Raw genomic sequence first — 21647 nt, forward strand, 5'->3', positions numbered from 1 at the left:
GCGCGTTAAATTGGTTTGGTTGTAGGGTTCAAACGTATGCGTCAAAGAGTAACTTACCTTGCTGGCTATTATTTATACTGGCTGGTGTACTTCATATTTATAAAGGCAGTCTTTTTAATCTATCATCATAACCTGGCCGGCGATCTGTCGGGCAGTCTTATTTTTGGCATTTTCAGGCATGGGCTGCCCCTGGATTTAAGCTTTAGCGCCTACTTGAGCCTGCTTCCTTTTTTACTGGTGGCCCTTACACCTGTGGTGCCCTACCAGCGGTGGCTGCCACTTACGCTCATGGTGTACAATAACCTGGTGCTCTTCCTTGTTACCCTGCTGTGCACAGCAGACCTGGAGCTGTTCAACATCTGGGGGTTTCGCATGGATGCCTCACCACTTAATTACCTGAACACACCTGGAGAAATGCTGGTATCCGTTGGCTCTGCCCCTATCTGGCTGCTGGTACTGCTCAACATCATTATTAACCTGTTCTTTAGCTTTTTATACCGGCACCAGCTGCACCCGCTGGTAAAAGCTTTTCCCGATGTTCGCATTTACTGGGCTTTACCGCTGCTGCTTATTACGGGAGCGCTTATTCTGCCCCTGCGCGGCGGCCTGCAGGTGGTGCCCATTAACCAGAGCAGCGCTTACTTTTCGCGCAACCATTTTGCCAACCAGGCTGCCATTAACCTGCCCTGGAATTTCTTTCATGCGGTAAGCAAGTGGAAAAGCCGGGAAGAGCATCCCTATAAATACCTGGAGCCTGCAGTGGCCGATAGCCTGGTGCAGCAGTTGTATACAGATAATGGGGCTGCTCCAAAGCCCCTTCTGACCACCACCAGGCCCAACATTATCCTGATTATCTGGGAGAGCTTTACAGCTAAAGTAGCCGAGCCCCTGGGCGGCCTGAAAGGTGTTACACCACGCTTTACCCAGCTGAGCAAAGAGGGCCTGCTGTTTGAACGTGTTTATGCCAGCGGCGACCGAACCGACAAAGGGCTTGTTGCCATTCTAAGCGGCTATCCCTCACAGCCCATCACTACCATTATTAAATCGCCGCAGAAAAGTAAAAAGCTGCCGCAGCTTAGCACTAACCTTGCGGCAGAAGGTTACCACACTGCTTTCTATTATGGTGGCGAACTGGCCTTTGCCAACCTGCGGAGTTACCTTTCTTTTGGGGACTGGCAGCACACCACCAGCCTGGAAGCCTTTAGCGGGGCAGAGCTAAACTCTAAGTGGGGCGCTCACGATGGTGTAGTGGCAAAGCGTATGCTAAAGGACCTGGATACCCTGCAGCAGCCATTTTTCACCACCCTGCTTACCTTAAGCAGCCATGAGCCTTTTGACCTGCCTGCTCCTGCCAGAGCACGCTTTCCCGGCAAAGCGCATGATGAGATGTTCAACAGCTCCCACTATTACACCGATAGTGTGCTGGGCGAGTTTATAGATAGCGCTAAAAAGCAAGCCTGGTGGGACAATACCCTGGTAATTATTGTAGCAGACCATGGCCATACCGCACCTGGCCAGTCGCTGGTGTATGAACCCAGCAAGTTTCATATCCCGATGCTCTGGCTTGGCGGGGCACTGGAGCAAAAAGGAGAAAAATGGCCCTACACCATCTCCCAGACCGACCTGGCTGCTAGCCTGCTGGGGCAGCTGGAGCTCCCTGCCGATGCTTACCCCTGGAGCAAAGATGTTTTCAGGCCCGGTACCAATGCATTTGCACCCTACTTTTTCAAAGATGGTGTTGGGCTGATGACCGACAGCAGCTATATGAGCTGGGATAATGTTGGTAAGCTTTTTATCGAAAAAAGTGAGAAGGCAGGCAATACAGAAGAAATAGTTGCAAAAGGTTTCCTGCAAAAGTCATTTCAGGACTACCTGGAAAAATAACAGACAGTGGCACCAGGTAATTAAGTGCCATCATAAACGCTGGTTACTGCAGCCAATCCATCCTGGAACAAAGCAGGCTGTAATTAGCAACTGCCCAAATCCCTAAAACCAGCCATCATTGCAGGAGACCGATAAAGAGTTTGTGCTTGGCTGTATTAAGCCAAACAATTAACTTGAAGCATACACAGCCTGCTTCACCAATATTGTTCGGCCAGATGAATAATGATGTTTCCCCGAAAATGGACTTTAAGAGCGGAAGGTTGTTCCCCTGGCCTTTTCAGCTGGTTGCCATTGCACTGATAGTTGCTGCAATAGCCTTTTTCGCTACACATCCAATCATTTCAACCGGGCTGCTGCTGCTCGCTTTCCTGATTATTAGCGCGCATGCCGGCGTTGAGTTTGACCGTGCCAGGCAAACATACCGGGAATACAATTCTTTTCTTTTTATCAGAACAGGCAAAGCTTATCCTTACCAGGGTGTGGAAAAAGTATTCATCAATGCCGGCCGGGTAAGCCAGCGTATTTATACAGCCCATACCACTACTTCATCTGTTTTTAAAAACCTGGAATACAGGGGCTACGCTAAGTTGTTAGATGGCAGCAAAATATTCCTGATCAGCGGCAAGAATAAAGCCTTGATCTCCTCCAGGCTGTCGGAACTGGCAAACTGGCTGCAAACCAGTTTTACAGACCACAGCTAAACATTAGCAGCTATTTTCAGATTATTAATTCTGCAGTAATAAAATAGCTGCCACAAAGCCGGGCAAATCTCACAGTTTTAGTTTTCTCTGTCACCTGATTTCCAGTCCACAAAAACAGGCTTTTACAGCAGTCTGTTTATTTTAAGTGGTTCTGATGGGAATGATTGCTGCTGTTGCATACCGCATTACCAGCAGGAGAGACACCCGAGGTAAAGAGAGGACTTATATGCTGTGAAGTATTTCGCAGGCACCTGAGCGAAGTGATTAGTGCTATTAAATGTATGGCGAATAAGCTGGGCAATAACATATACAAGCTGGTATGTCTGTTCGTGGGGCTGGCAGGTTTTTACCTCACTGGCTGCAACAGCGAAGGCAAGCCGGGATCTGGGGAAAACCAGCAGCAAACTTATGCACCGGTACAGCAAGATGTTACCGGCAGCCCCGTAGAGCGCATGCAGGAGTATACCACCTCTGCAGACTATGTTTCCTTTTCGGGCGAGGGCCTGGATAAATGGCAGCAGGAGGTACCGGAGATCAGGGACATCAGCATAAAGTCTACTGCTGATGGAAGGGAGGAACCAGCTTTGTTTTATGCCCCTGACAGCCCCGGAGAAAAGCCCCTGCTGGTGGTGCTGCACAGCTGGAGCAGCAGCTATCTGCAGCACACCAACATTCCCTACGCCAAGTGGGCAAAGCAACATGAGTGGGTATTCATATGCCCCAACTACAGGGGCCGGTACGACCGCCCTGAAGCCACTGCCTCCGACCTTGCCATTCAGGATGTGGTTGATGCTGTTAATTACGCAAAAGAACACGCCAATGTGGATGAGTCCCGTATTTACCTGATTGGCTCATCGGGCGGCGCCATGACTGCGCTGAGCCTGGCTGGCAGACATCCCGACATCTGGGCAGGCGTGGTGGCCTGGGTACCCATTTATGATCTTGTGGAGTGGTACCAGTATAACCTAGAGCGGCCCAACGTATCGTATGATGAAGAAATAGCCGCCTCCTGCGGCGGGGCTCCCGTGGCGGGCAGCGATGCCGCCGAAGAATGTACAAGAAGAAGCCCCAGCACACATCTCTCCAACGCCCGCGGATTGCCTGTTTTTATTGCCCACGGCATCAACGATCAGCTTGTGCTGCCCTCCCATTCCATCAAGGCTTTCAATGTGCTGGCCCACCAGCAGGATCGTTTCCCTGACGAAGACATGCAGCACATAGCTAACCGGCACGAGCTGCCTCCAGCAATCAGTGCCTCTAATGATAATGCTTATTTTGGAGAAGACGATCCAGCGGTAGTGTACACCCGGGCATCTAACAATGCCAGGCTTGTGCTCTTTGATGGTGAACATAATATGGTCTATAATCCCGGGCTGATGTGGCTGAGCGAACAGCGAAAATAGTTGCGTTTACAGCTGTTTTAAGACTAGAAAGAATTTTACCTACCGTTGCGCGCTTCTGCATAAGGGGCCTATGGCGGTAGTACTGTATGCATAAAATAGTTAAGGATTTGCTGGTTGCGCTACTTGTTCTGGGAGCCATTTATTTAACAGTATGCCTGCTGCTCTACTGGCAACAGGAAAAGCTTGTGTTTGCCCCTGCCAGGCTGCCGGAAGATTATGTTTTCCGGTTTAACGGAAACTTTGAAGAACGTTTTTTCTCTGCCCCCGATGGTGTAAAACTGCACGCCCTGCTGTTCAGGGCTGATACTACCTATGAATCTGGCAGAAAGCTGCTCTTTTTCCTGCACGGCAATGCAGGGGCAGTTAACGGCTGGGGCGATCTGGCACCTTACTACACCAACCTTGGCTACGATTTTATTGTGATGGATTACCGCGGGTACGGAAAGAGCGGAGGTGAAATTAGGAGCGAAAAGCAGTTTTACGCTGATGTACAGCTTGTTTACCGGCAAATGGCACAGGAGTACCCGGAGGAGCATATTGCCGTGACCGGATTTTCTATTGGTACCGCCGCTGCCGCTATGCTGGCTGCCAGGCACAAGCCGGGAATTCTGCTGCTCCTCGCGCCCTATTACAGCCTTGAGGATATGCTGGGGCGTATCTATCCATTTGTACCTTCTTTTTTACTGAAGTATAAGTTCAGGACTTATGCCTTTATCGAAAAATCCAATGCTCCTGTATATATTTTCCACGGCAACCGTGATGAAGTAATTCCATATGAATCTTCTGTAAAGCTGAAGAAGCACCTGGAACTTCCGGCCCGGCACATTACCCTTGAAGGGCAGGACCATAACAGCATACACCAAAACCGGCAGTACAGGGATTCCCTGCAACGCCTGCTGCTACCAAACTGATACTCCCTGACCTAAGAGCCACTGTTTTTTAACACGATTCCTTATCTTTAGGGTTTATTAACGTTTAAACAATTAATCCAACATGCTCGCACATAAAAAGCTGCTGCTACTCCCGCTGCTCCTACTGATGGCAAACCTGTCCCCTGCCCAGCAATCTGCGGGAGGCCCTGTGGCAGGACCTGCTTACCAGACACGACTGCAGGAGATTGCAGATGCGCCCTCGCCAGAACGGATCGAGAAAGACATCCGTAAGCTGGTAAGCTTTGGAACCCGCCACACCCTTTCAGATACCGTATCGAACACCCGCGGCATTGGAGCTGCCCGCCGCTGGATCAAGGCAGAGTTTGAGCGCATCTCCAAAGACTGCGGCGGCTGCCTGGAGGTACGCTATGTAAGCGATACCATCATGAACAGGCCCCGCATCCCAGGCACCGTAAACATTGTGAATGTGATAGCCATACAGCGGGGCACGCAGGATCCTAAACGGGTGGTGATGATGACGGGCGATATTGACTCCCGCGTAACCGATGTACTGAACTATAAATCAGACTCTCCCGGCGCTAACGACAATGCAACCGGCATTGCTGGTGCACTGGAGGCTGCCCGCGTACTAAGCAAGCATAAATTTCCCGGCACCATTGTTTATGCAGCCCTGTCTGGCGAAGAGCAGGGGTTGTTTGGCGGCGAAATTCTGGCCACATGGGCCAGGAAGCAGGACTGGCGCATCAAGGCAGTTTTAAACAACGATATGATTGGCAATATTGAAGGCATTAACGGCACCATCAACAACACAGTGGTACGGGTGTTTTCCGAGGGTACCCGGGATGTGGAGACAGCGCAGGAGGCCCGCCAGCGTCGTTTTACCGGTGGTGAGGTAGACAGCCCCTCCCGCAACATTGGCCGTTATATAGATGTGCTGGCCGATCAGTATTTCCCAAGCCTCGATGTCATGATGATCTACCGCCTGGACCGTTTTGGCCGCGGCGGTCACCACCGTCCCTTTAACGAGCAGGGCTACCCTGGCGTGCGCATCATGGAGGCTTTTGAAAACTACAATCGCCAGCACCAGGACCTGCGCACCGAAAACGGCATTCAATATGGCGATGTGATCGAAGGTGTAAACTTTCCCTATGCCGCCAAAGTTACAGGCCTCAATGCTGTGACCATGGCCAGCATGGCTGCAGCACCTGCCCCACCCTCTGGTGTAAAAATAAGTGGTGCCGTATCTCCAAGCACTACCCTAAGCTGGAACAAGGCCACTGGGAAGGATGCACAGAACCTGGCAGGCTATAAAGTGTACTACCGCCTTACCACCTCTCCTGTTTGGGAATATAGCAAGTTTGTTGGCAATGTAGACCAGCACACCCTGGAGAACGTTATCATCGACAATTACTTCTTTGGCGTTAGCAGCGTAAGCAAAGACGGCTACGAAAGCCCTGTAGTGTTCCCCGGCGCAGCCGGTTCTTTCGGAGAGTAGTTACAACTTTATTCAAAGCAAAACACCGCCCCTGCAGGGGCGGTGTTTTTTTATAGTATCTGCTGCTATATGCTGATTCTTTCTCCCTAGGCCGGAACGGAATCATATACCACCACTTTGCTCCATAGGTTAGAGTAGTTCTTGACAAAATCGAGGTGGATTGGGTCTTCCTGGTAGCTATCCTGGGCCTTCCTATCATCAAACACCAGCATCCAGGATACGGCATATGAGCTGTCGATAACATCACGGTTCGTATCGGCAGGTACGCCAATGTGGTATTCCCTGATGCTTTTTACTTTGGCAAGGTTTCTCAAACCCTCCAGCAGTTTGGCTTTATCTGCTTCGCTCTCCGGGTTGTTCAGCCAGAAATAAACATGGTGTACAAAACCCTTCTTAGGAGGCATGGCCGCAGCAGCAGCTCCGCTTATGGTTGCCAAACCGGTTACAGCAGCAGCCTTGCCTAACATGGAGATGAACTTACGTCTTGATTGTGCCAGCATAAAAAGTTTTGGTTTAAAGCCTTAAAGTAACAAATATTCTTTTAACTGCTCAAGCACTCCTTAAAAACAGGCGCCTTTCCTTGCCAGGCATTTCAATCAATAGGAAGCCCAAAGCCCGGAGCGGCTACTTTAATGTACCTCCCACAAAAGCTAAGGCAGTGTTACATGCACGCCCTTGCATCAGCTTTTTTGTAAAATAACACTATCTTGTACATGCGCTCTACAAAGAACTTTAGGCTTCAGCCTGTCTGCTCCCCGCAGTAGACTAACAAAGCCAGATACTCATTAGCCAGATCATAGGAGGTACCTTTGTTATGAACATGAAATACTACTCATCCGATAAGTCCGGGAACCTGAACATGATTCGCTGCATACTGTTGCTGTTGTGCCTGCTTGCTGCCAGCCCGGGCCGGGCCCAACAGGCCCCTTTTCAAAGGGGTGTAAACCTCAGCAACTGGTTTCAGGCGCCCCATGTCAGGCAAATACAGTTTGCCAGATATACCAAACAAGATTTCGAGCAGATCAGGAGCCTGGGCTGCGATGTGATACGGCTGCCCATTAACCTGCACTACATGACCAATGGCGCTCCCGGCTATACCATCGATCCCTTATTCTTTGAATTTATGGATGAAGTCGCTGGCTGGGCCCATGCGCTTGACCTGCACCTGATCCTTGATAACCACAGTTTTGATCCTGCTGTGAATACCGACCCTGGCGTTGGATCTGTGCTGGAAAAAGTATGGGCGCAAATGGCCCTGCATTACAAAGATCACCCGGCAAAACTCTACTACGAAATACTGAATGAGCCCCATGGCATAGCCGATGCGCAGTGGAATCCCATACAGCAAAAAGCCATTGATGCCATCCGCAGGTACGATACCCGCCATACCATTGTAGTAGGCGCCGCCAACTGGAACAGCTACCACAACCTGGCTAATCTGCCGGTATATCAGGATGATAACCTTCTTTATACCTTTCATTTTTACGATCCTTTTTTGTTTACCCACCAGGGCGCCAGCTGGACAGATCCCTCCATGGAAGCACTGGCAGGAATGCCATTCCCCTACCGTGCTGCCGATATGCCCCCTTTCCCCGATGCGCTGAAGGGCAGCTGGCTGGAAAATGCTTACAATAACTACCACAACGAAGCTACACTGGCCAGGGTACAGGAGCTGATTGACATAGCGGCCAACTTTCAGCAACAAAGAGGTGTGCCGGTTTTCTGTGGGGAGTTTGGCGTGTACATGCCTAATAGTCCGGTGCAGGACCGGGTGTACTGGTACAAGGAGGTACGCAGCTATATGGAAGAAAAGGGAATTGCCTGGACAAGCTGGGATTACCACGGAGGCTATGGCTTGTTTAAAGCAGGTGGCAGTGAACTGTTTGACCATGACTTGAACCTGCCCCTGCTGGAGGCGCTGGGGCTGCAGGTGCCAGCACAAACAGAATATATTAAAAAGCCCCTCACCGACGGCTTTGCCATCTACACAGATTACCTGGGGCCACAAATTGTTGAAGCCACTTATGGCAACGGGCTCGTGGACTACTACGCTGCAGACAAACCAAATAACGGCCAGTACACCATGGCATGGGAAGGTGCAGATCAGTACAACAGCATTGTATTAGATTTCAGGCCAGACAAAGATCTATCGCAATTAGTGGCAGCTGGCTACGCCCTGGACTTTATCTTCAGGGCTGCAGCACCTGTTACCTCATTCGATATTCGGTTTATTGACAGCAAAACAACAGATCCGGAAGACCTGCCCTGGCGAAGCCGCATTACGATTGACGAAAGCCGCACAGCCTTCGACAGCCGCTGGCACCACCTGCACATTCCATTAAGCCAGTTTAGCGAACAAGGCACCTGGCACGATAATGCCTGGCATAATCCCGAAGGGAAATTCGACTGGTCGGCCATAGACCGGCTGGAAATTACTGCCGAACACGCTCCACTTGGCGACACTAAGCTATGGTTCGACAACCTCTACATTACCAATGCCGACACAGCCAGGATACTGGAAACAGCGGTTTTTACGGGAGAAGGAGAAGAAGATGATGATGAGGGAGGTATCACCGGCCTGGAAGAAAGCGTAGAAAAGTTGGGTATTTCAATCTATCCTAACCCAGGCACCAATTACCTGGTACTGGAGAGCAGTTCTGCAGACAGTATAAAAATTGAAATGCTGGATGCCCAGGGCAGGCAGTGCATTATACATCGCTTCAAACAAAGTACAAAACTCGAACTCTCCAGCCTGCCTGCAGGCCTGTACCTGATAAGATTAACCCAAAGCAGCGGCCGCCATGCTACATACAGGTTTGTGAAGAGGTAAAAATAGAGAAGCCTTTCCAGGGGTAACTATCCTCCGGATTTTGGCAAAAAGCTGTTTTATGGCTGTTGGATATAGGTGGCTTTATTGCCTGATCCGGAACCTCTAGTATGTGCCACTCAATAAAAATACCATGTTATTTTGCACCCAAACCTGGCAGCACAATCAGGATGTGCGCAATATGGCAGCTTTGATATTTGTAAAGCCGGAACTTATTGATATATTTCGATGTATCTATACATATGACAGTAACACTTAAACAACTTGAAAAAATATCCAAAGCCCTGGGCGATGTAAACCGGCTGAAAATTCTTCAGCTGATTGCAAAGCATGGAGGCATTGGACAGTGTGCTGCCATACAGGAATGCATAGAGCTGGCTCAACCTTCTGTTAGCCACCACATTAAAATATTAATTGAGGCTGGCCTGATTGAGGCCCAGAAAGAAGGAAGGAATCATAAGTATATTTTGAACAGGGATACTTTTGATGCCTACCTGGAGGCAATGAGTAAACAGGTTCTGGTAGCACAAGATTAAAAAAAATTTGGCACACATATTGATACATTTCGATATATCAAATAAATGTTCAAACTCTGTTATTGATTCAGAGCATAGAAATTCAAAATAAACAACCTTAAAACAAAGACTATGGATATCTTAAAGTCACTGGAATGGCGCTACGCTTCAAAAAGAATGAATGGTGAGCAGGTGCCACAGGAAAAAGTAGACAGAATTCTGGAAGCCATTCGCCTGGCTCCATCATCTATGGGCATGCAGCCTTATACAGTATTAGTGATCGAAGACCAGGAGCTGAAAAAGCAGATACAGCCAATTGCCTACAACCAGCCCCAGATTGTGGAAAGCTCGCACCTGCTGGTGTTTACAGCCTGGGCCAATGTTACCCCTGAGCATATTGAGGAGTACATAAACTATACCGCAAAAGTGAGAAGCATGCCGGTAGAGAAACTGAACGATTTTAAGAGCAGCCTGCTGAACATGGCCAAAAACCGCACGGCAGAAGAAAACTTTCAGTGGTCGGCCCGCCAGGCTTACATAGCCTTTGGTACCGCCCTGGTGGCTGCAGCATCAGAAAAAGTAGATGCTACTCCTATGGAAGGCTTTAACAATGCTGCGCTGGATGAGCTACTCAGGCTGGAAGAAAAAGGCCTGAAGAGCGTTACGCTGCTGCCCCTTGGCTATAGGGATGCCGATCAGGACTGGCTGGCGAAGCTGCCTAAAGTAAGAAGGGAAAAAGATAAGCTCTTTATCCAGCAGGATGCAAAAGAGCTTGTTGTCTAAACAGATTCCCTCTATTTAGAGCATTCGCCCTTACATTAAAGTGTGAATCTCTAAACAGAGCCCGATGATAACAGACACTGGAGCTGCCGCGCTAAACGGCAGTACTTCTTTTCCGTTAAAAGAGAATAAAGGCGAGACCAATGAATAAACAAAAGATTAAAATAGATATTGTTTCTGATGTAAACTGCCCATGGTGTTACCTGGGTGAACAAAGGCTTAAGAAAGCCATTCAGGAATCAGGCGATGCCTATGAGTTTGAACTGCATTTCAAACCTTTTGAGCTGAACCCGAATGCCCCCCAGGAGGGCGAACCTAAAGATGAATACTTTATCAGGAATTACGGTGCCGAGGCAATGCCCCGCCTGAATGCCTCCAGCAAGCAGCTCGAAAAAATGGGCAAAGCAGAGGGTGCCGAGTTTAACTTTGATAAAGCAAATGTTGTGCACAATACCTTTAACGGCCACCGCCTTATCTGGCTGGCAGAGCAGTATGGTGTACAGGAAGCGGTGGCTCATGCCCTTTTCAGGAGCAACTTTTCTGAAGGGCAGAATGTAAACGACCTGCAGGTGCTTAAAGAAATTGGCGTTGCCAACGGCATACCAGCCGAGCGCCTGGACAGTTTCTTCAGCAGCGATGAAGGTAAAAGCGAAGTAAAATCTCTGGAACGCTGGGCACAGCAGTCGGGCATTACTGGTGTACCAGCCTTTATCTTTAACGATAAATACCTGGTGAGCGGAGCTCAGCCTGCCGAAACACTAAGGCAGGTATTTAGCCAGCTGACACCAAGCCTGCAGCCCCTTGATACCAGTGGCGATAGCTGCAGCATTGAAGACGGCAACTGCTAAGTTTTTGATTTGAAGGCTTGCTGATTACTGTACAAAGCCTGATAATATTTAACATTCAATGAAGGGGCAGCAGGTAACATGCTGCCCTTTCGGCACTATAGCCCTCGCACCTAAGCAGCTTAGCCTGCTGCATCAGTTTAACACCAGGAAAATTGAAACAAAGGAGCGGTATATACGCGTACCACCTATTAAATACAGAACCAATATGGAAACAGCCAGAAATAAAGAAGGATACAATAGCCTTACACCCGAAGAAGAAAGAATCATCCTGTACAAAGGAACAGAAATGCCTTATACAGGCAAATATGATACGCATTTTGCTGCAGGTCTGTACCTGTGCAAAAGATGTAATGCCCCGTTATACCGTTCAGATGATAAATTTAACTCTCACTGCGGCTGGCCCAGCTTCGATGATGAAATTGAAGGAGCCGTAGAACGAGTACCCGATGCAGACGGCAGGCGCACCGAAATTGTATGCGCCAACTGCAAGGGGCACCTGGGTCACGTTTTTGAAGGGGAATACCTCACCGATAAGAACGTAAGGCACTGTGTAAACTCAATTTCCCTGAAGTTTGTACCCACCGAAGAATTGCAGAATCAGTAATGCTGCATCTGTAGAGGTATAATCCATTAGGAGATAAGCCGGCTGCTCAACATAAGCAGCCGGCTTATCTCCGGAACTACAACCTAACGCCTATGAGTTGCTTTGTGAACAGAATGCAAAGAAAAAGGGAGCGGAAAACAAGAAATGAACAGCAGGAGATGCTAACACCGGCAGCTCCTGCACAGGAAACCTATGCCTGCACCAATTGTGGCAATGAGCTTTTCAGTGCAGCCGCAAAGTTTGATTCAGGCACCGGTTTTCCCAGTTTCTGGCAGCATATAGACGACCACGTAAAACAACAGTTTCTGGATACCTACGGCCGGGAAAGAATTCAGCTCCTGTGCAGCAGCTGTGGCCAGCACCTGGGGCACCTCTTCCCCAATAAAAAAACCCCTACCGGAGTCCGGTACTGCATCAACAAAGAAGCCATTGCCATTAGCGAAGAAGTTTGAAGCTGCCTGTCCTATCCTGTGGACAGGCTTTTTTATGCTCCTGTGCTATGTTTGCGGGGGCAGACCAGTTACCAGACATACCAGACTACCAGTGTACCGGCCGGCTTGCCTTATTGCTGTTTCAGCACTTTAGAGCAGGCAATGCCATTGGTATTTGTGGCAGTATCCAGCAGTATCTTCTGCCCCCTGGGCGAGAGTCCAAAGCTATCCACCTCCCGGCTTAGCCGCTCACAGTCACCACAGCCATATAAATAGCCATTTACCCGTGCAGCTGCCGTAGAATTAACAAACGCCTCAAGCCCCGGATACATGGCCCTGAACTCTGCCAGCAGCTCTGGCTGGCGCTGCAGTTTATACTTTTGATGCCGCTCCTCGGCCAGGTAAAACGCCTCAAAAGCATTTACCTCTGTATACACCTTCTGCCCTAATTCAGCCTCCAGTGCCCCTTTCCGCTCCAGGATCTGCTGTTTTTGCCCATCATCATGATAGAAAAATGCAGAAGCATACTGCCTTTTCCAGGGCTCCCGAATGGGAGTACGCTTATCAAAAAACAGGTCCAGTATAGCTGAAAAGCAGGCCTTATCCGGATCGTAATCTACCTGTACTGTCTCAATATGATCCTCCAGCTGCTTGTAGGTGGGGTTTTCAGTACTACCGCCTGCATAGCCAACACGGGTGCTAACAACGCCTTCCATACAGCCAAAAATAGCATCCGGACTCCAGAAACAGCCCATAGAAAAGGTAGCAGTCTCCAGCTTAGCAGGATCTATGAGATCAATAGCAGGTCTTTGCATGTTTATTTACTATTATTTTAAGCATTTTTTGTATCTTCCTCCAATACAAACTGTAACATTTATGAAAAGCTTTACCCTGACCCTTATTTTTTCTGTACTAGCTTTTACTCCTTTGTTAGCCCAATCAACAACAAGGGTTACAGTAGAGGATAATAACATTGAGTACGCACTGAAAGATCATTTATACCGCTTTCCCTCCTTTACAAACGGCAAGGTTTTTTTACCGAATGGCAGGTTTAACACTGCAAAGCTTAACCTGAATATGCTGTATGACCAGATGCAGTTTATAGATGACAAAAAAGACACCCTTACCATTCTGTCTCCGGAGCAGTTGCATCATGTAGAAATTGATGGAAAAACGTTTATATATCATAATGAAGGTTTTCTGGAGGTTATAGAAAATTATGAAACAGTATCGCTTGCCGTTAGCCGCAAACTAAAAATTGCCGACCGCCAGCAAGAGGGGGCCTATGGCTCAAAAAGCTCAACAGCCTCTATTTCAAATATTGGCAGTGCATTTACTGACAAACTGCGCTATAACCCCTCTGTATACGAGGATTTACTGGTAAATATCTCTGAAGAATTTTACCTGATCGATGAGGAGTGGAAAATCAGCCCGCTCAATAAAAAGAACGTATTGCGGGCATTCCCGGAACGCAAAAACGAAATCAGCACATTTTTAAAAGAGAACAGAACCAATTTTAAAAAGGAAAGCTCTGTAAAGGAGCTGATGAAAATCGCCGCACAATAACCTCCATAGAGCTTACCTCTAAAGGCACCTGTTGCGCAAGTTTTAAGCCAAGGCACGCTGCCCATACAGAACTCCCCCACCCCTTTTTACAAATCACTTTATAAGAACAGCGGCTTTTATAATCATTTTACAGAGCAGGTAGTTAAACATTTTTACTTTGTAAAAACAAAACTTTTTTATGTCCGGAAAACCTGCCAACAAGTTCCGCCACTGCATTCAGGTGCAGGAATCAGATATTGATGAACTGGGCCATGTTAATAATGTAATTTACCTGCGCTGGGTGCAGGAGGTAGCGGCTGCCCACTGGAATACTGTAGCGCCGGCACCTATGAAGGAGCAGTACTCCTGGGTGGTAATTCGCCACGAGATAGACTACCACCGCCCTGCTTTTATGGGAGATACAATAGAAGGCTTTACCTGGGTGGGCACTCATGAGGGTGCAAAAATGCCCCGCTATGTAAGCCTATATAATGCCGCCAGCAGGGAACTTCTTGCCGAAGCCAAAACTACCTGGTGCCTGCTGGACGCTGCTTCCATGCGCCCCCGGAGAATCAGTGAAGAAATCAGCAACACCTTTAGCGACTACTCCACCGGCGAATAGCCTCCTATCTGAAGAATAAATCAAAAACCAACTCTGGGAAAAGAAAAGAAGCTTTACTGGAAATAATTCTGGTGCTAGCTTTACGGGCGCTAAACTTCATTCAGCACACTGAATCAAATTAGCGAGTAAAAAACAGCCTTATACCTTGGTTTAACAAACATGAAACAACTTTTCAGCACCTCTTATAACAGATCTCTTGCCGATATCTGGTTACTCCTTTTGCGCCTTTGTGTAGCAGGCTTTATGCTTACACACGGCATTCCTAAGCTGCAAAAGCTGCTGGCAGGTGGCGAAATTCAGTTTGGCGACCCGATTGGCATTGGCGTTACGGCTTCCTTTATTCTGATTATTTTTGCCGAAGTAGTGTGCTCTGTGCTCATAGCCCTGGGCCTTGCAACACGCTTTGCCAGCCTGTCACTGGCCATTGCCATGTCTGTAGCTGCTTTTGTACAGCACGCCGACGATCCTTTTTCCAGAAAGGAACCTGCCCTGCTTTACCTGCTCATCTATATTACCCTGCTGGTTTTCGGTGCAGGCCGTTATTCGCTGGATGCTAAAATTGGTGGAGGCAAGAGCACTGGCAAGAAAAAAGCAGCTAAAGGCAGGTAGTGGCCTTACCCCCTACGCTGGCTTTGTCACATGCAGCAAATTGCTTGGCCTGGATACTATCATCTTTCAAAGAGCATAAGTCTTTATATTTAAAAACAGGGCTAAATTGCGGGCACCATCCTTACCCCCTCCTGGTTTAGTATAACAATGGAACTTCAGCAAGCAGGCCCGATTGGCGTATTCGACTCCGGCTATGGCGGCCTCACCGTTTTCAAGGAGATCATAAAAAAACTACCGCAGTACGATTATGTATACCTGGGCGATAACGCACGGGCTCCCTATGGGGTACGTTCTTTTGATACTGTGTATGAGTACACCCTGCAGTGCGTGGAGGCGCTCTTCCGCCTGAACTGCAACATTATTGTGCTGGCCTGCAATACGGCATCGGCAAAGGCGCTGCGCAATATTCAGCAAAAAGATCTGCCAAAGAGAAAGAGTCTGCAAAGAGTGCTGGGGGTGATCAGGCCAACCACCGAACTGTTGGGCGAGCTTACCAGGTCCGGCGAAGTTGGCATATTGGGCACACAGGGAACTGTTAGCTCTCAATCGTACGTAATCGAAACCCAGAAATTCTTTCCGGAGGTTAAGGTGTACCAGGAAGCCTGCCCCATGTGGGTTCCGCTGGTAGAGAACCGGGAACATGATTCTCCCGGAGCAGATTATTTTGTAAAGCGTCACCTCAACAACCTGCTCTCGCAATCGCAGGGTATAGATACTGTTTTACTGGCTTGCACCCATTACCCGCTGCTGATGGAAAAGATCAGGGCTCACACCCCCGGGCACATAAAAATAATTCCGCAGGGCGAAATAGTGGCCGGCAGCCTGGAAGATTACCTGAAACGCCACCCGGAGCTTGATGCGCTCTGCACAAAAGGGGGCGGCAGGGAGTTTTATACCACAGAATCTGTGGATGATTTTAACAGTAAAGCAAATATCTTTTTAGGGCAGCCTGTAAACGCAAAGTACCTGCACTTATGATAGACTGCCGGCTGGCTTAGGCCCGGTAAAACATCCACTCCCGAAGCATGAACCATAGCTGGCATTACTAGCATAATTTGCTACTTTAGCCAATATCCGCACTCCTGTTAACTTATGAATGTTCAGTATTTCTTAGAACTTTTCGGCACCTTCTTTTTTGCCATCTCGGGAGCACTGGCTGTAAAAGACAGTGAGCACGACTGGTTTGGCGCCAGCTTTATGGGTTTTATTGTAGCCATAGGGGGTGGTACGCTTAGAGACCTGCTGTTGGATAGCCATCCGCTGGTGTGGATCGGCGATATCAATTTTGTGTATGCCATTATTGCAGGTGTTATTGCAACCAAGGTACTCTTTAGGCTGCTGGAGCGCCTGCGCCGTACCCTGCTGCTTTTTGATACACTGGGTATTTCCCTTTTCACCATCCTTGGTGTTGAAAAAGCGCTAAGCCTGGGCGTAAGGCCCGAGATTGCAGCCATCATGGGTATGTTTTCTGCAGTAATGGGGGGTGTAATCCGCGATACCCTCACCAACGAAACACCCGTTATTTTCAGGAAAGAAATTTATGCCAGCGCCTGCCTGGGCGGTGCGGTGAGCTACCTCCTGCTGGAAATATTTTTCGATGTCAACCGGCAGCTTAATGCACTTATCTCTGCCAGTATTATCATAAGCCTGCGGTTGCTGGCTGTACGCTACAACCTAAGCCTGCCCCGCTTTTACAAAAACGAAAGTTAAACAGCATTCCTACTTTTTTGCCAGATCCTGTGTCTATATAGCATAAGCACCCACGGCATAAATGGGGCTGCTCTAACTTCTGCAGAAAGAAAAACTGTTTTACCTGCTACAGGGCATAAACAATAAACATAATTAAACCAACGCTTACTACTAAAGCTGTACCGGCCATTAACCGGTACAGCTTTTATTTTTTACCAGAACTGCTTATCGCACATTAGCGCCAGGCCACTATGGTTTATTGAACGTACTGCTCATATTCTTTTGCTTTGGCATCCCACTTCTCTCTTAGGGAAATAATATTCGCAGCATCTGCCATCTGTATCTTTTTTTGCCCGCGCAGGGTCAGGCGCTGATAATGATGTATGTAAATGCCGGTTGCCAGCATCATAGGCTTTATATCCTGTTTCTGAATGCTTCTCTCCTTGGAGCGAAAGTACAGGTCGAAATCAGCTCCCTGAATCCGCTCATCCCACAGTCCTACCTTTTCCAGCGCCTCACGCTTCATCATAATGCTGGAGCCGCTAAAGCCTTCCTTAATGCCATCACCAAACTTCTCATAGCGCTTGCGGCAGTAACTTTCCCAGTTGCCGTACATAAGGCGGGCCATAAGCTGCAGGCTCCATTTGCTATGTCCGAATAATGCCTGAACGGGATACTTAATACGCTTCCAGCGGCGGTTTACAGCCTTTTGGGCCTGGCGGTTCTCCAGGTGATCGTTTGTGGCATAAGAAGCAATATCGAGTGCGTGTTTATCCATAAAATTTAGCATGCGCTCATCCCAGGAGGGCGACACCAGTACATCATTGTTCAGAAAAGCTAGGTAATTGTACTTTGCAGCCCGAATGCCCTGGTTCTGGCAGTATGGATAAGAATAATTTGCACTGTTCTTGATGAGTACATGGGCATGCTCCTGGTAGAACTCCCTGCTGCCGTCGGTAGAGTTGTTGTCAATAATGATCAGCTCATAGGGATATTGGGTGTATCGTTTTAAATATTCTACAAACAGCTGGTTCATTCCCAGCTGGTTGTATACAGAAGTAATAATGCTGATCATCTTTTTTTATGAATCCCTCAAAAGGTTTTATCTATTACGGTTTTATCAAAAATAGAGCTGCCCCATCAGTAAAACAAAAATTGTGGCTTTTACCCGGCCAGCCCCTATCTGCAAAAAATTAACGTTCATGCTATACAAACATAGCAGAACCGCAAACCAATCACCTATAAACTGGTTGATTGACTATATTCTCAACCACAGATTCATGAACAGGTTTTCTCTCTCCCGCTGTTCGCTGCTTTTGTTGTTGCTATGCCTCTCTGCATGTTATCAACTACGGAAGTCGCATGGTGGCGGACAGCTCAGCTACACACCTGACACAAACAGGAAAATTAACCCCTCCGATATTCTACTGCCCGAGGGGTATACCATAGCGGCAGTTGCCACTAACCTTACCTTCCCCACAGCCGCTACAGTAGATGATAGTGGAAGACTTTATGTGGTTGAAGCCGGTTACTCTTATGGTGAGGTGTTTCTTACACCCAGACTCTTGCGCATAGAAAGTGATGGCAGTACTACTACCATTGCAGAAGGTCAGAAAAATGGCCCCTGGAACGGCATTACCTTTCATGAAGGAAACTTTTATGTAGCCGAAGGAGGAGAACTGCAGGGCGGCAGAATTTTGCGCATCAGCCCAGAGGGAGAAATTACCGCGCTGGTAGAGAACCTGCCCAGCATGGGCGATCACCATACCAACGGGCCTGTGATCAGGGATGGCTACCTGTATTTTGGACAGGGCACTGCTACCAACGCTGCCGTAGTAGGCCAGGATAATGCAGACTATGGCTGGCTGCACCGTTATCCTGACTTTCATGATACGCCCTGCGAAGATATTGTGCTTAGCGGCCAGAACTACACCTCTGCCAATCCTTTAACCAACACGCCTGAAGACAAAGCTACCACAGGTGCATACGTACCCTTTGGCCAGGCCACTACCGAAGGCCAGGTTATCAAAGGCGAGGTACCCTGCAATGGTGCCATCATGCGGGTGCCCTTACAGGGTGGGGAGCTGGAGGTAGTAGCCTGGGGGCTAAGAAACCCCTATGGACTTGCCCTTTCGCCACAAAACGAGCTGTACATTACAGAAAACAGCTACGACGTGCGGGGCAACCGACCCGTATGGGGCACCGGTGATGTACTATGGAAAATACAGCAGGGCTCCTGGTATGGCTGGCCGGACTTTAACGGCGGCATTCCGCTTGCACGCCTGGATCAGCCGGATAGTGAACCCCCACTGCCAGTGCTGGCAAGACATCCCAATAAACCACCTCGTCCGGCGGCAAAGCTGGGCGTACACTCCTCTTCTAATGGATTTGATTTTAGCCGCAGCAGCAGCTTTGGTTATGAGGGTGAGGCCTTTGTTGCCCAGTTTGGCGATATGGCCCCTGCAGTTGGCAAGGTGTGGTCGCCGGTAGGTTATAAGGTTGTGCGGGTAAATGTGGAAACAGGCGATGTGCAGGATTTTGCAGCCAACAAAGGGAGAAAAACCGGCCCTGCAAGCTGGATTAAGAATGGCGGTCTGGAACGCCCCATTTCCGTAACCTTTAACCCCGGGGGCGATGCCATGTATATCGTGGATTTTGGAATTCTGCTCATGACCAACGGAGAATCTAAACCCAGGGAAAAAACCGGTGTTATCTGGAAAGTGACCAAAAAGCAGTAGCCATGAAATTAAAATTTACGCTGTTGATATTCGTGCTTATGATGGCAGCTGCATGTTCATCCAGAAAGGGAGTGCCCTATACAGAACCGCTGCAGACCCGGGAACAGGAAGTGCTGCAGGGCAAGGTACTGTACGACCGTTACTGCAATACCTGCCATCCCGGTGGTAGCTCCGGCCTTGGCCCAGCTCTTAACAACAAGCCACTTCCGGGCTTCCTCATCAGGTACCAGATACGCCACGGCCTTGGGGTAATGCCTGCCTTCAGCAAAGAAGTTATTCCGCCCGAAGATTCTAAAAAAATAGTGGCCTACATGAAGGCAGTCCGTAAGCTTGACTGATGATGGAACATAAATTTACTTTATCTCAATAAAGCATGTGGCTTAACGAATTTTCTATAGAATGGAAAGAAGCCGCTATTGTTGGAATATCGTCTGTTATCATTTATGTAGCCCTGATTCTTTACAGCAGGTTAATTGGCCCCCGCAGCTTTTCGCAATTAACTGCTTTTGATTTTGCTGTAACGGTAGCCCTTGGCGCCATTGTAGGTGCCACCTCAACAGGGGCAGCTCCGCTTCTTAATGGTATTATTGCCCTTTCTTTACTCTTTTTGCTCAGATGGCTTGTGGCCCGAAGCAGGCGTTTGGGTCTTAGCAAACTGGTGGATAATGCTCCTATTCTTATCCTGAGAGAGGGCAGGATCATACCTGAAAACATGCAGAAAGCAAAAATGACCGAAGCCGACCTGCGGCAGAGCCTGCGCAAAAAAGGAGTAAGCGGTTTTATGAATGTAAAAGCAGTGGTTATGGAACGCGATGGCTCAGTAAGTGTGATTATATCCGATGCTCCTATCGATACTGATATCCTTCTGGATGTTGATGGAAAAGAGCTTATAGAACAAGAGGAAAGAAAAACAGAATAAGGTAAAATGTACCTTCAGTACAGGCAGCCGCCTGCAGTTTTTCTTTCGACGCAACAGCGGAAATCTATTACTCCTAATCAGCAGTGAGACATAACGTTGCCCGAGATCATTTCCAGTGCCAGCACCTTATCCACACCGCCATGTTTGATGGCTTCTTTGGGCATGCCAAACACCACGCAGCTTTTTTCATCCTGAGCAATGGTATAGGCGCCAGCCTGCTTCATCTCCAGCATCCCGCGGGCACCATCATCGCCCATGCCCGTCATAATCACCCCCAGGCTGTTACGGCCTGCATAGCTGGCTACTGAGCGGAACAGCACATCTACAGAGGGGCGGTGCCTGTTTACCAGTGGCCCGTCTACAACCTCTACATAGTAACGGGCACCACTGCGTTTCAGCAGCATGTGCTTGTTACCCGGGGCAATAAGGGCCCGGCCCCTGATGACGGTATCACCATTTTCAGCCTCTTTTACAGAAATTCTGCACAGCTCATCCAGGCGTTTGGCAAAGGATTTTGTAAACATCTCCGGCATGTGCTGCACAATGAGTATGCCTGGCGAGTCTAGTGGTAAAGAAGTAAGAAACACCCGGAGGGCTTCTGTTCCGCCTGTAGAAGCACCAACGGCCACCACCTTTTCCGTAGTTCTTAACATACTACCCCTGGAACCAGCCGCCAAAACTGCATCGGCAGAATGTTTAGGCTCCGGAGCCGCAGAAAGGGTACCTGATCTTCGTTTAACCCTGGAAGATTTAGCTGCTTTTATGCTGTCGATCAGGCGAACGCGTACCTCTTCCATTTCCTGTCCCCGGAGCATATCAGGCTTCTTCATTACTTCCACGGCGCCATATTCCAGGGCTCTTAGTGCTGATTCTGACCCACGGGCTGTTAGAGAGCTAATGACCACCACCGGAACCGGGTGCTGGGCCATCAGTTTTTTCAGGAAAGTAAGGCCATCCATGCGTGGCATTTCAATATCGAGGGTAATCACATCAGGCGCTTCTTCTGCCAGCTTTTTTGCTGCAATAAAAGGATCGGCAGCGGTACCGATCACCTGTATCTGCGGATCTGCCTGTAATATATCTGTGAGCACCTGCCGTATGAGTGCCGAATCATCGATGATGAATACTTTTATCTTCTCCATAG

General features: G+C 48.6%; 23 protein-coding genes. 19 read left to right on the forward strand and 4 right to left on the reverse strand.

Going from position 1 to position 21647, the window contains the following annotated elements:
• Positions 1 to 36: 36 nt before the first annotated feature.
• The 5 genes from KWJ01_RS07480 to KWJ01_RS07500 all read left to right on the forward strand — a co-directional run bounded on the left by KWJ01_RS07480 (position 37) and on the right by KWJ01_RS07500 (position 6376).
• Positions 37 to 1884, forward strand: coding sequence for an LTA synthase family protein (locus KWJ01_RS07480; RefSeq protein WP_224995810.1), 1848 nt, complete (start codon positions 37 to 39; stop codon positions 1882 to 1884).
• Positions 1885 to 2057: 173 nt separating this feature from the next.
• Positions 2058 to 2585 (forward strand): hypothetical protein, encoded by a 528-nt coding sequence (locus KWJ01_RS07485; protein ID WP_224995811.1) that lies wholly within the window; start codon positions 2058 to 2060, stop codon positions 2583 to 2585.
• A gap of 281 nt (positions 2586 to 2866) precedes the next feature.
• Positions 2867 to 3988, forward strand: a complete 1122-nt coding sequence (locus tag KWJ01_RS07490) for a S9 family peptidase (RefSeq protein ID WP_224995812.1) — start codon at positions 2867 to 2869, stop codon at positions 3986 to 3988.
• Positions 3989 to 4074: 86 nt separating this feature from the next.
• Positions 4075 to 4899 carry an alpha/beta hydrolase gene (locus KWJ01_RS07495; RefSeq protein ID WP_224995813.1) on the forward strand — a complete coding sequence of 275 codons (825 nt, stop codon included), beginning with the start codon at positions 4075 to 4077 and terminating at the stop codon, positions 4897 to 4899.
• Positions 4900 to 4981: 82 nt separating this feature from the next.
• The gene (locus tag KWJ01_RS07500; protein ID WP_224995814.1) at positions 4982 to 6376 is read left to right on the forward strand and encodes a M28 family peptidase; all 1395 of its coding nucleotides are present in this window, start codon (positions 4982 to 4984) and stop codon (positions 6374 to 6376) included.
• 86 nt (positions 6377 to 6462) lie between these two features.
• Here KWJ01_RS07500 and KWJ01_RS07505 read toward each other — a convergent pair whose 3' ends face one another.
• On the reverse strand, positions 6463 to 6876 hold the full coding sequence (locus tag KWJ01_RS07505; RefSeq protein ID WP_224995815.1) for a Dabb family protein: 414 nt from the start codon (positions 6874 to 6876) through the stop codon (positions 6463 to 6465).
• A gap of 320 nt (positions 6877 to 7196) precedes the next feature.
• On the opposite strand from KWJ01_RS07505, the gene KWJ01_RS07510 reads away from it, so the two are divergent.
• The 6 genes from KWJ01_RS07510 to KWJ01_RS07535 all read left to right on the forward strand — a co-directional run bounded on the left by KWJ01_RS07510 (position 7197) and on the right by KWJ01_RS07535 (position 12402).
• Positions 7197 to 9206, forward strand: a complete 2010-nt coding sequence (locus KWJ01_RS07510; RefSeq protein WP_224995816.1) for a cellulase family glycosylhydrolase — start codon at positions 7197 to 7199, stop codon at positions 9204 to 9206.
• A gap of 239 nt (positions 9207 to 9445) precedes the next feature.
• A complete protein-coding gene (locus KWJ01_RS07515; RefSeq protein WP_224995817.1) occupies positions 9446 to 9739 on the forward strand; it encodes a helix-turn-helix transcriptional regulator in 294 nt (97 codons plus the stop codon).
• A gap of 111 nt (positions 9740 to 9850) precedes the next feature.
• On the forward strand, positions 9851 to 10501 hold the full coding sequence (locus tag KWJ01_RS07520; protein WP_224995818.1) for an NAD(P)H-dependent oxidoreductase: 651 nt from the start codon (positions 9851 to 9853) through the stop codon (positions 10499 to 10501).
• Between the two features lie 140 nt (positions 10502 to 10641).
• Entirely contained in the window at positions 10642 to 11346 is a 705-nt protein-coding gene (locus tag KWJ01_RS07525; RefSeq protein ID WP_224995819.1) for a DsbA family oxidoreductase, read from the forward strand.
• A gap of 205 nt (positions 11347 to 11551) precedes the next feature.
• Positions 11552 to 11950 (forward strand): methionine-R-sulfoxide reductase, encoded by a 399-nt coding sequence (locus tag KWJ01_RS07530; protein WP_224995820.1) that lies wholly within the window; start codon positions 11552 to 11554, stop codon positions 11948 to 11950.
• 113 nt (positions 11951 to 12063) lie between these two features.
• Positions 12064 to 12402 (forward strand): peptide-methionine (R)-S-oxide reductase, encoded by a 339-nt coding sequence (locus KWJ01_RS07535; protein ID WP_224995821.1) that lies wholly within the window; start codon positions 12064 to 12066, stop codon positions 12400 to 12402.
• A gap of 110 nt (positions 12403 to 12512) precedes the next feature.
• Here the strand turns inward: KWJ01_RS07535 and msrA are convergent, their stop codons facing one another.
• Positions 12513 to 13196: a peptide-methionine (S)-S-oxide reductase MsrA gene (gene msrA, locus KWJ01_RS07540; protein ID WP_224995822.1), complete on the reverse strand. Its 684-nt coding sequence runs from the start codon at positions 13194 to 13196 to the stop codon at positions 12513 to 12515.
• A 61-nt stretch (positions 13197 to 13257) separates the two neighbouring features.
• Here msrA and KWJ01_RS07545 point away from each other — a divergent pair, with 61 nt between their 5' ends.
• From KWJ01_RS07545 to KWJ01_RS07565, 5 genes are all read left to right on the forward strand, one after another.
• Positions 13258 to 13947 (forward strand): hypothetical protein, encoded by a 690-nt coding sequence (locus KWJ01_RS07545; protein WP_224995823.1) that lies wholly within the window; start codon positions 13258 to 13260, stop codon positions 13945 to 13947.
• Between the two features lie 178 nt (positions 13948 to 14125).
• Complete coding sequence (locus KWJ01_RS07550) at positions 14126 to 14548, forward strand: thioesterase family protein (RefSeq protein WP_224995824.1); 423 nt, start codon at positions 14126 to 14128, stop codon at positions 14546 to 14548.
• Positions 14549 to 14707: 159 nt separating this feature from the next.
• Positions 14708 to 15157 carry a DoxX family protein gene (locus tag KWJ01_RS07555; RefSeq protein ID WP_224995825.1) on the forward strand — a complete coding sequence of 150 codons (450 nt, stop codon included), beginning with the start codon at positions 14708 to 14710 and terminating at the stop codon, positions 15155 to 15157.
• Positions 15158 to 15304: 147 nt separating this feature from the next.
• The gene (murI, locus tag KWJ01_RS07560) at positions 15305 to 16135 is read left to right on the forward strand and encodes a glutamate racemase (RefSeq protein ID WP_224995826.1); all 831 of its coding nucleotides are present in this window, start codon (positions 15305 to 15307) and stop codon (positions 16133 to 16135) included.
• 114 nt (positions 16136 to 16249) lie between these two features.
• The gene (locus tag KWJ01_RS07565; RefSeq protein ID WP_224995827.1) at positions 16250 to 16867 is read left to right on the forward strand and encodes a trimeric intracellular cation channel family protein; all 618 of its coding nucleotides are present in this window, start codon (positions 16250 to 16252) and stop codon (positions 16865 to 16867) included.
• Between the two features lie 235 nt (positions 16868 to 17102).
• Here KWJ01_RS07565 and KWJ01_RS07570 read toward each other — a convergent pair whose 3' ends face one another.
• The gene (locus KWJ01_RS07570; protein WP_224995828.1) at positions 17103 to 17921 is read right to left on the reverse strand and encodes a glycosyltransferase family 2 protein; all 819 of its coding nucleotides are present in this window, start codon (positions 17919 to 17921) and stop codon (positions 17103 to 17105) included.
• A gap of 205 nt (positions 17922 to 18126) precedes the next feature.
• Here KWJ01_RS07570 and KWJ01_RS07575 point away from each other — a divergent pair, with 205 nt between their 5' ends.
• Genes KWJ01_RS07575 through KWJ01_RS07585 form a run of 3 tightly spaced genes read left to right on the forward strand, consistent with a single transcriptional unit; the run spans position 18127 to position 20503 of the window.
• Positions 18127 to 19584 (forward strand): sorbosone dehydrogenase family protein, encoded by a 1458-nt coding sequence (locus KWJ01_RS07575; RefSeq protein ID WP_224995829.1) that lies wholly within the window; start codon positions 18127 to 18129, stop codon positions 19582 to 19584.
• Between the two features lie 2 nt (positions 19585 to 19586).
• Positions 19587 to 19922: a cytochrome c gene (locus KWJ01_RS07580; protein WP_224995830.1), complete on the forward strand. Its 336-nt coding sequence runs from the start codon at positions 19587 to 19589 to the stop codon at positions 19920 to 19922.
• A 35-nt stretch (positions 19923 to 19957) separates the two neighbouring features.
• On the forward strand, positions 19958 to 20503 hold the full coding sequence (locus KWJ01_RS07585) for a DUF421 domain-containing protein (protein WP_224995831.1): 546 nt from the start codon (positions 19958 to 19960) through the stop codon (positions 20501 to 20503).
• 77 nt (positions 20504 to 20580) lie between these two features.
• Here KWJ01_RS07585 and KWJ01_RS07590 read toward each other — a convergent pair whose 3' ends face one another.
• Complete coding sequence (locus KWJ01_RS07590) at positions 20581 to 21645, reverse strand: chemotaxis response regulator protein-glutamate methylesterase (RefSeq protein WP_224995832.1); 1065 nt, start codon at positions 21643 to 21645, stop codon at positions 20581 to 20583.
• Positions 21646 to 21647: the final 2 nt, after the last annotated feature.

The sequence above is a fragment of the Cesiribacter sp. SM1 genome, from assembly GCF_020178975.1.
Classification (GTDB): Bacteria; Bacteroidota; Bacteroidia; order Cytophagales; family Cyclobacteriaceae; genus Cesiribacter.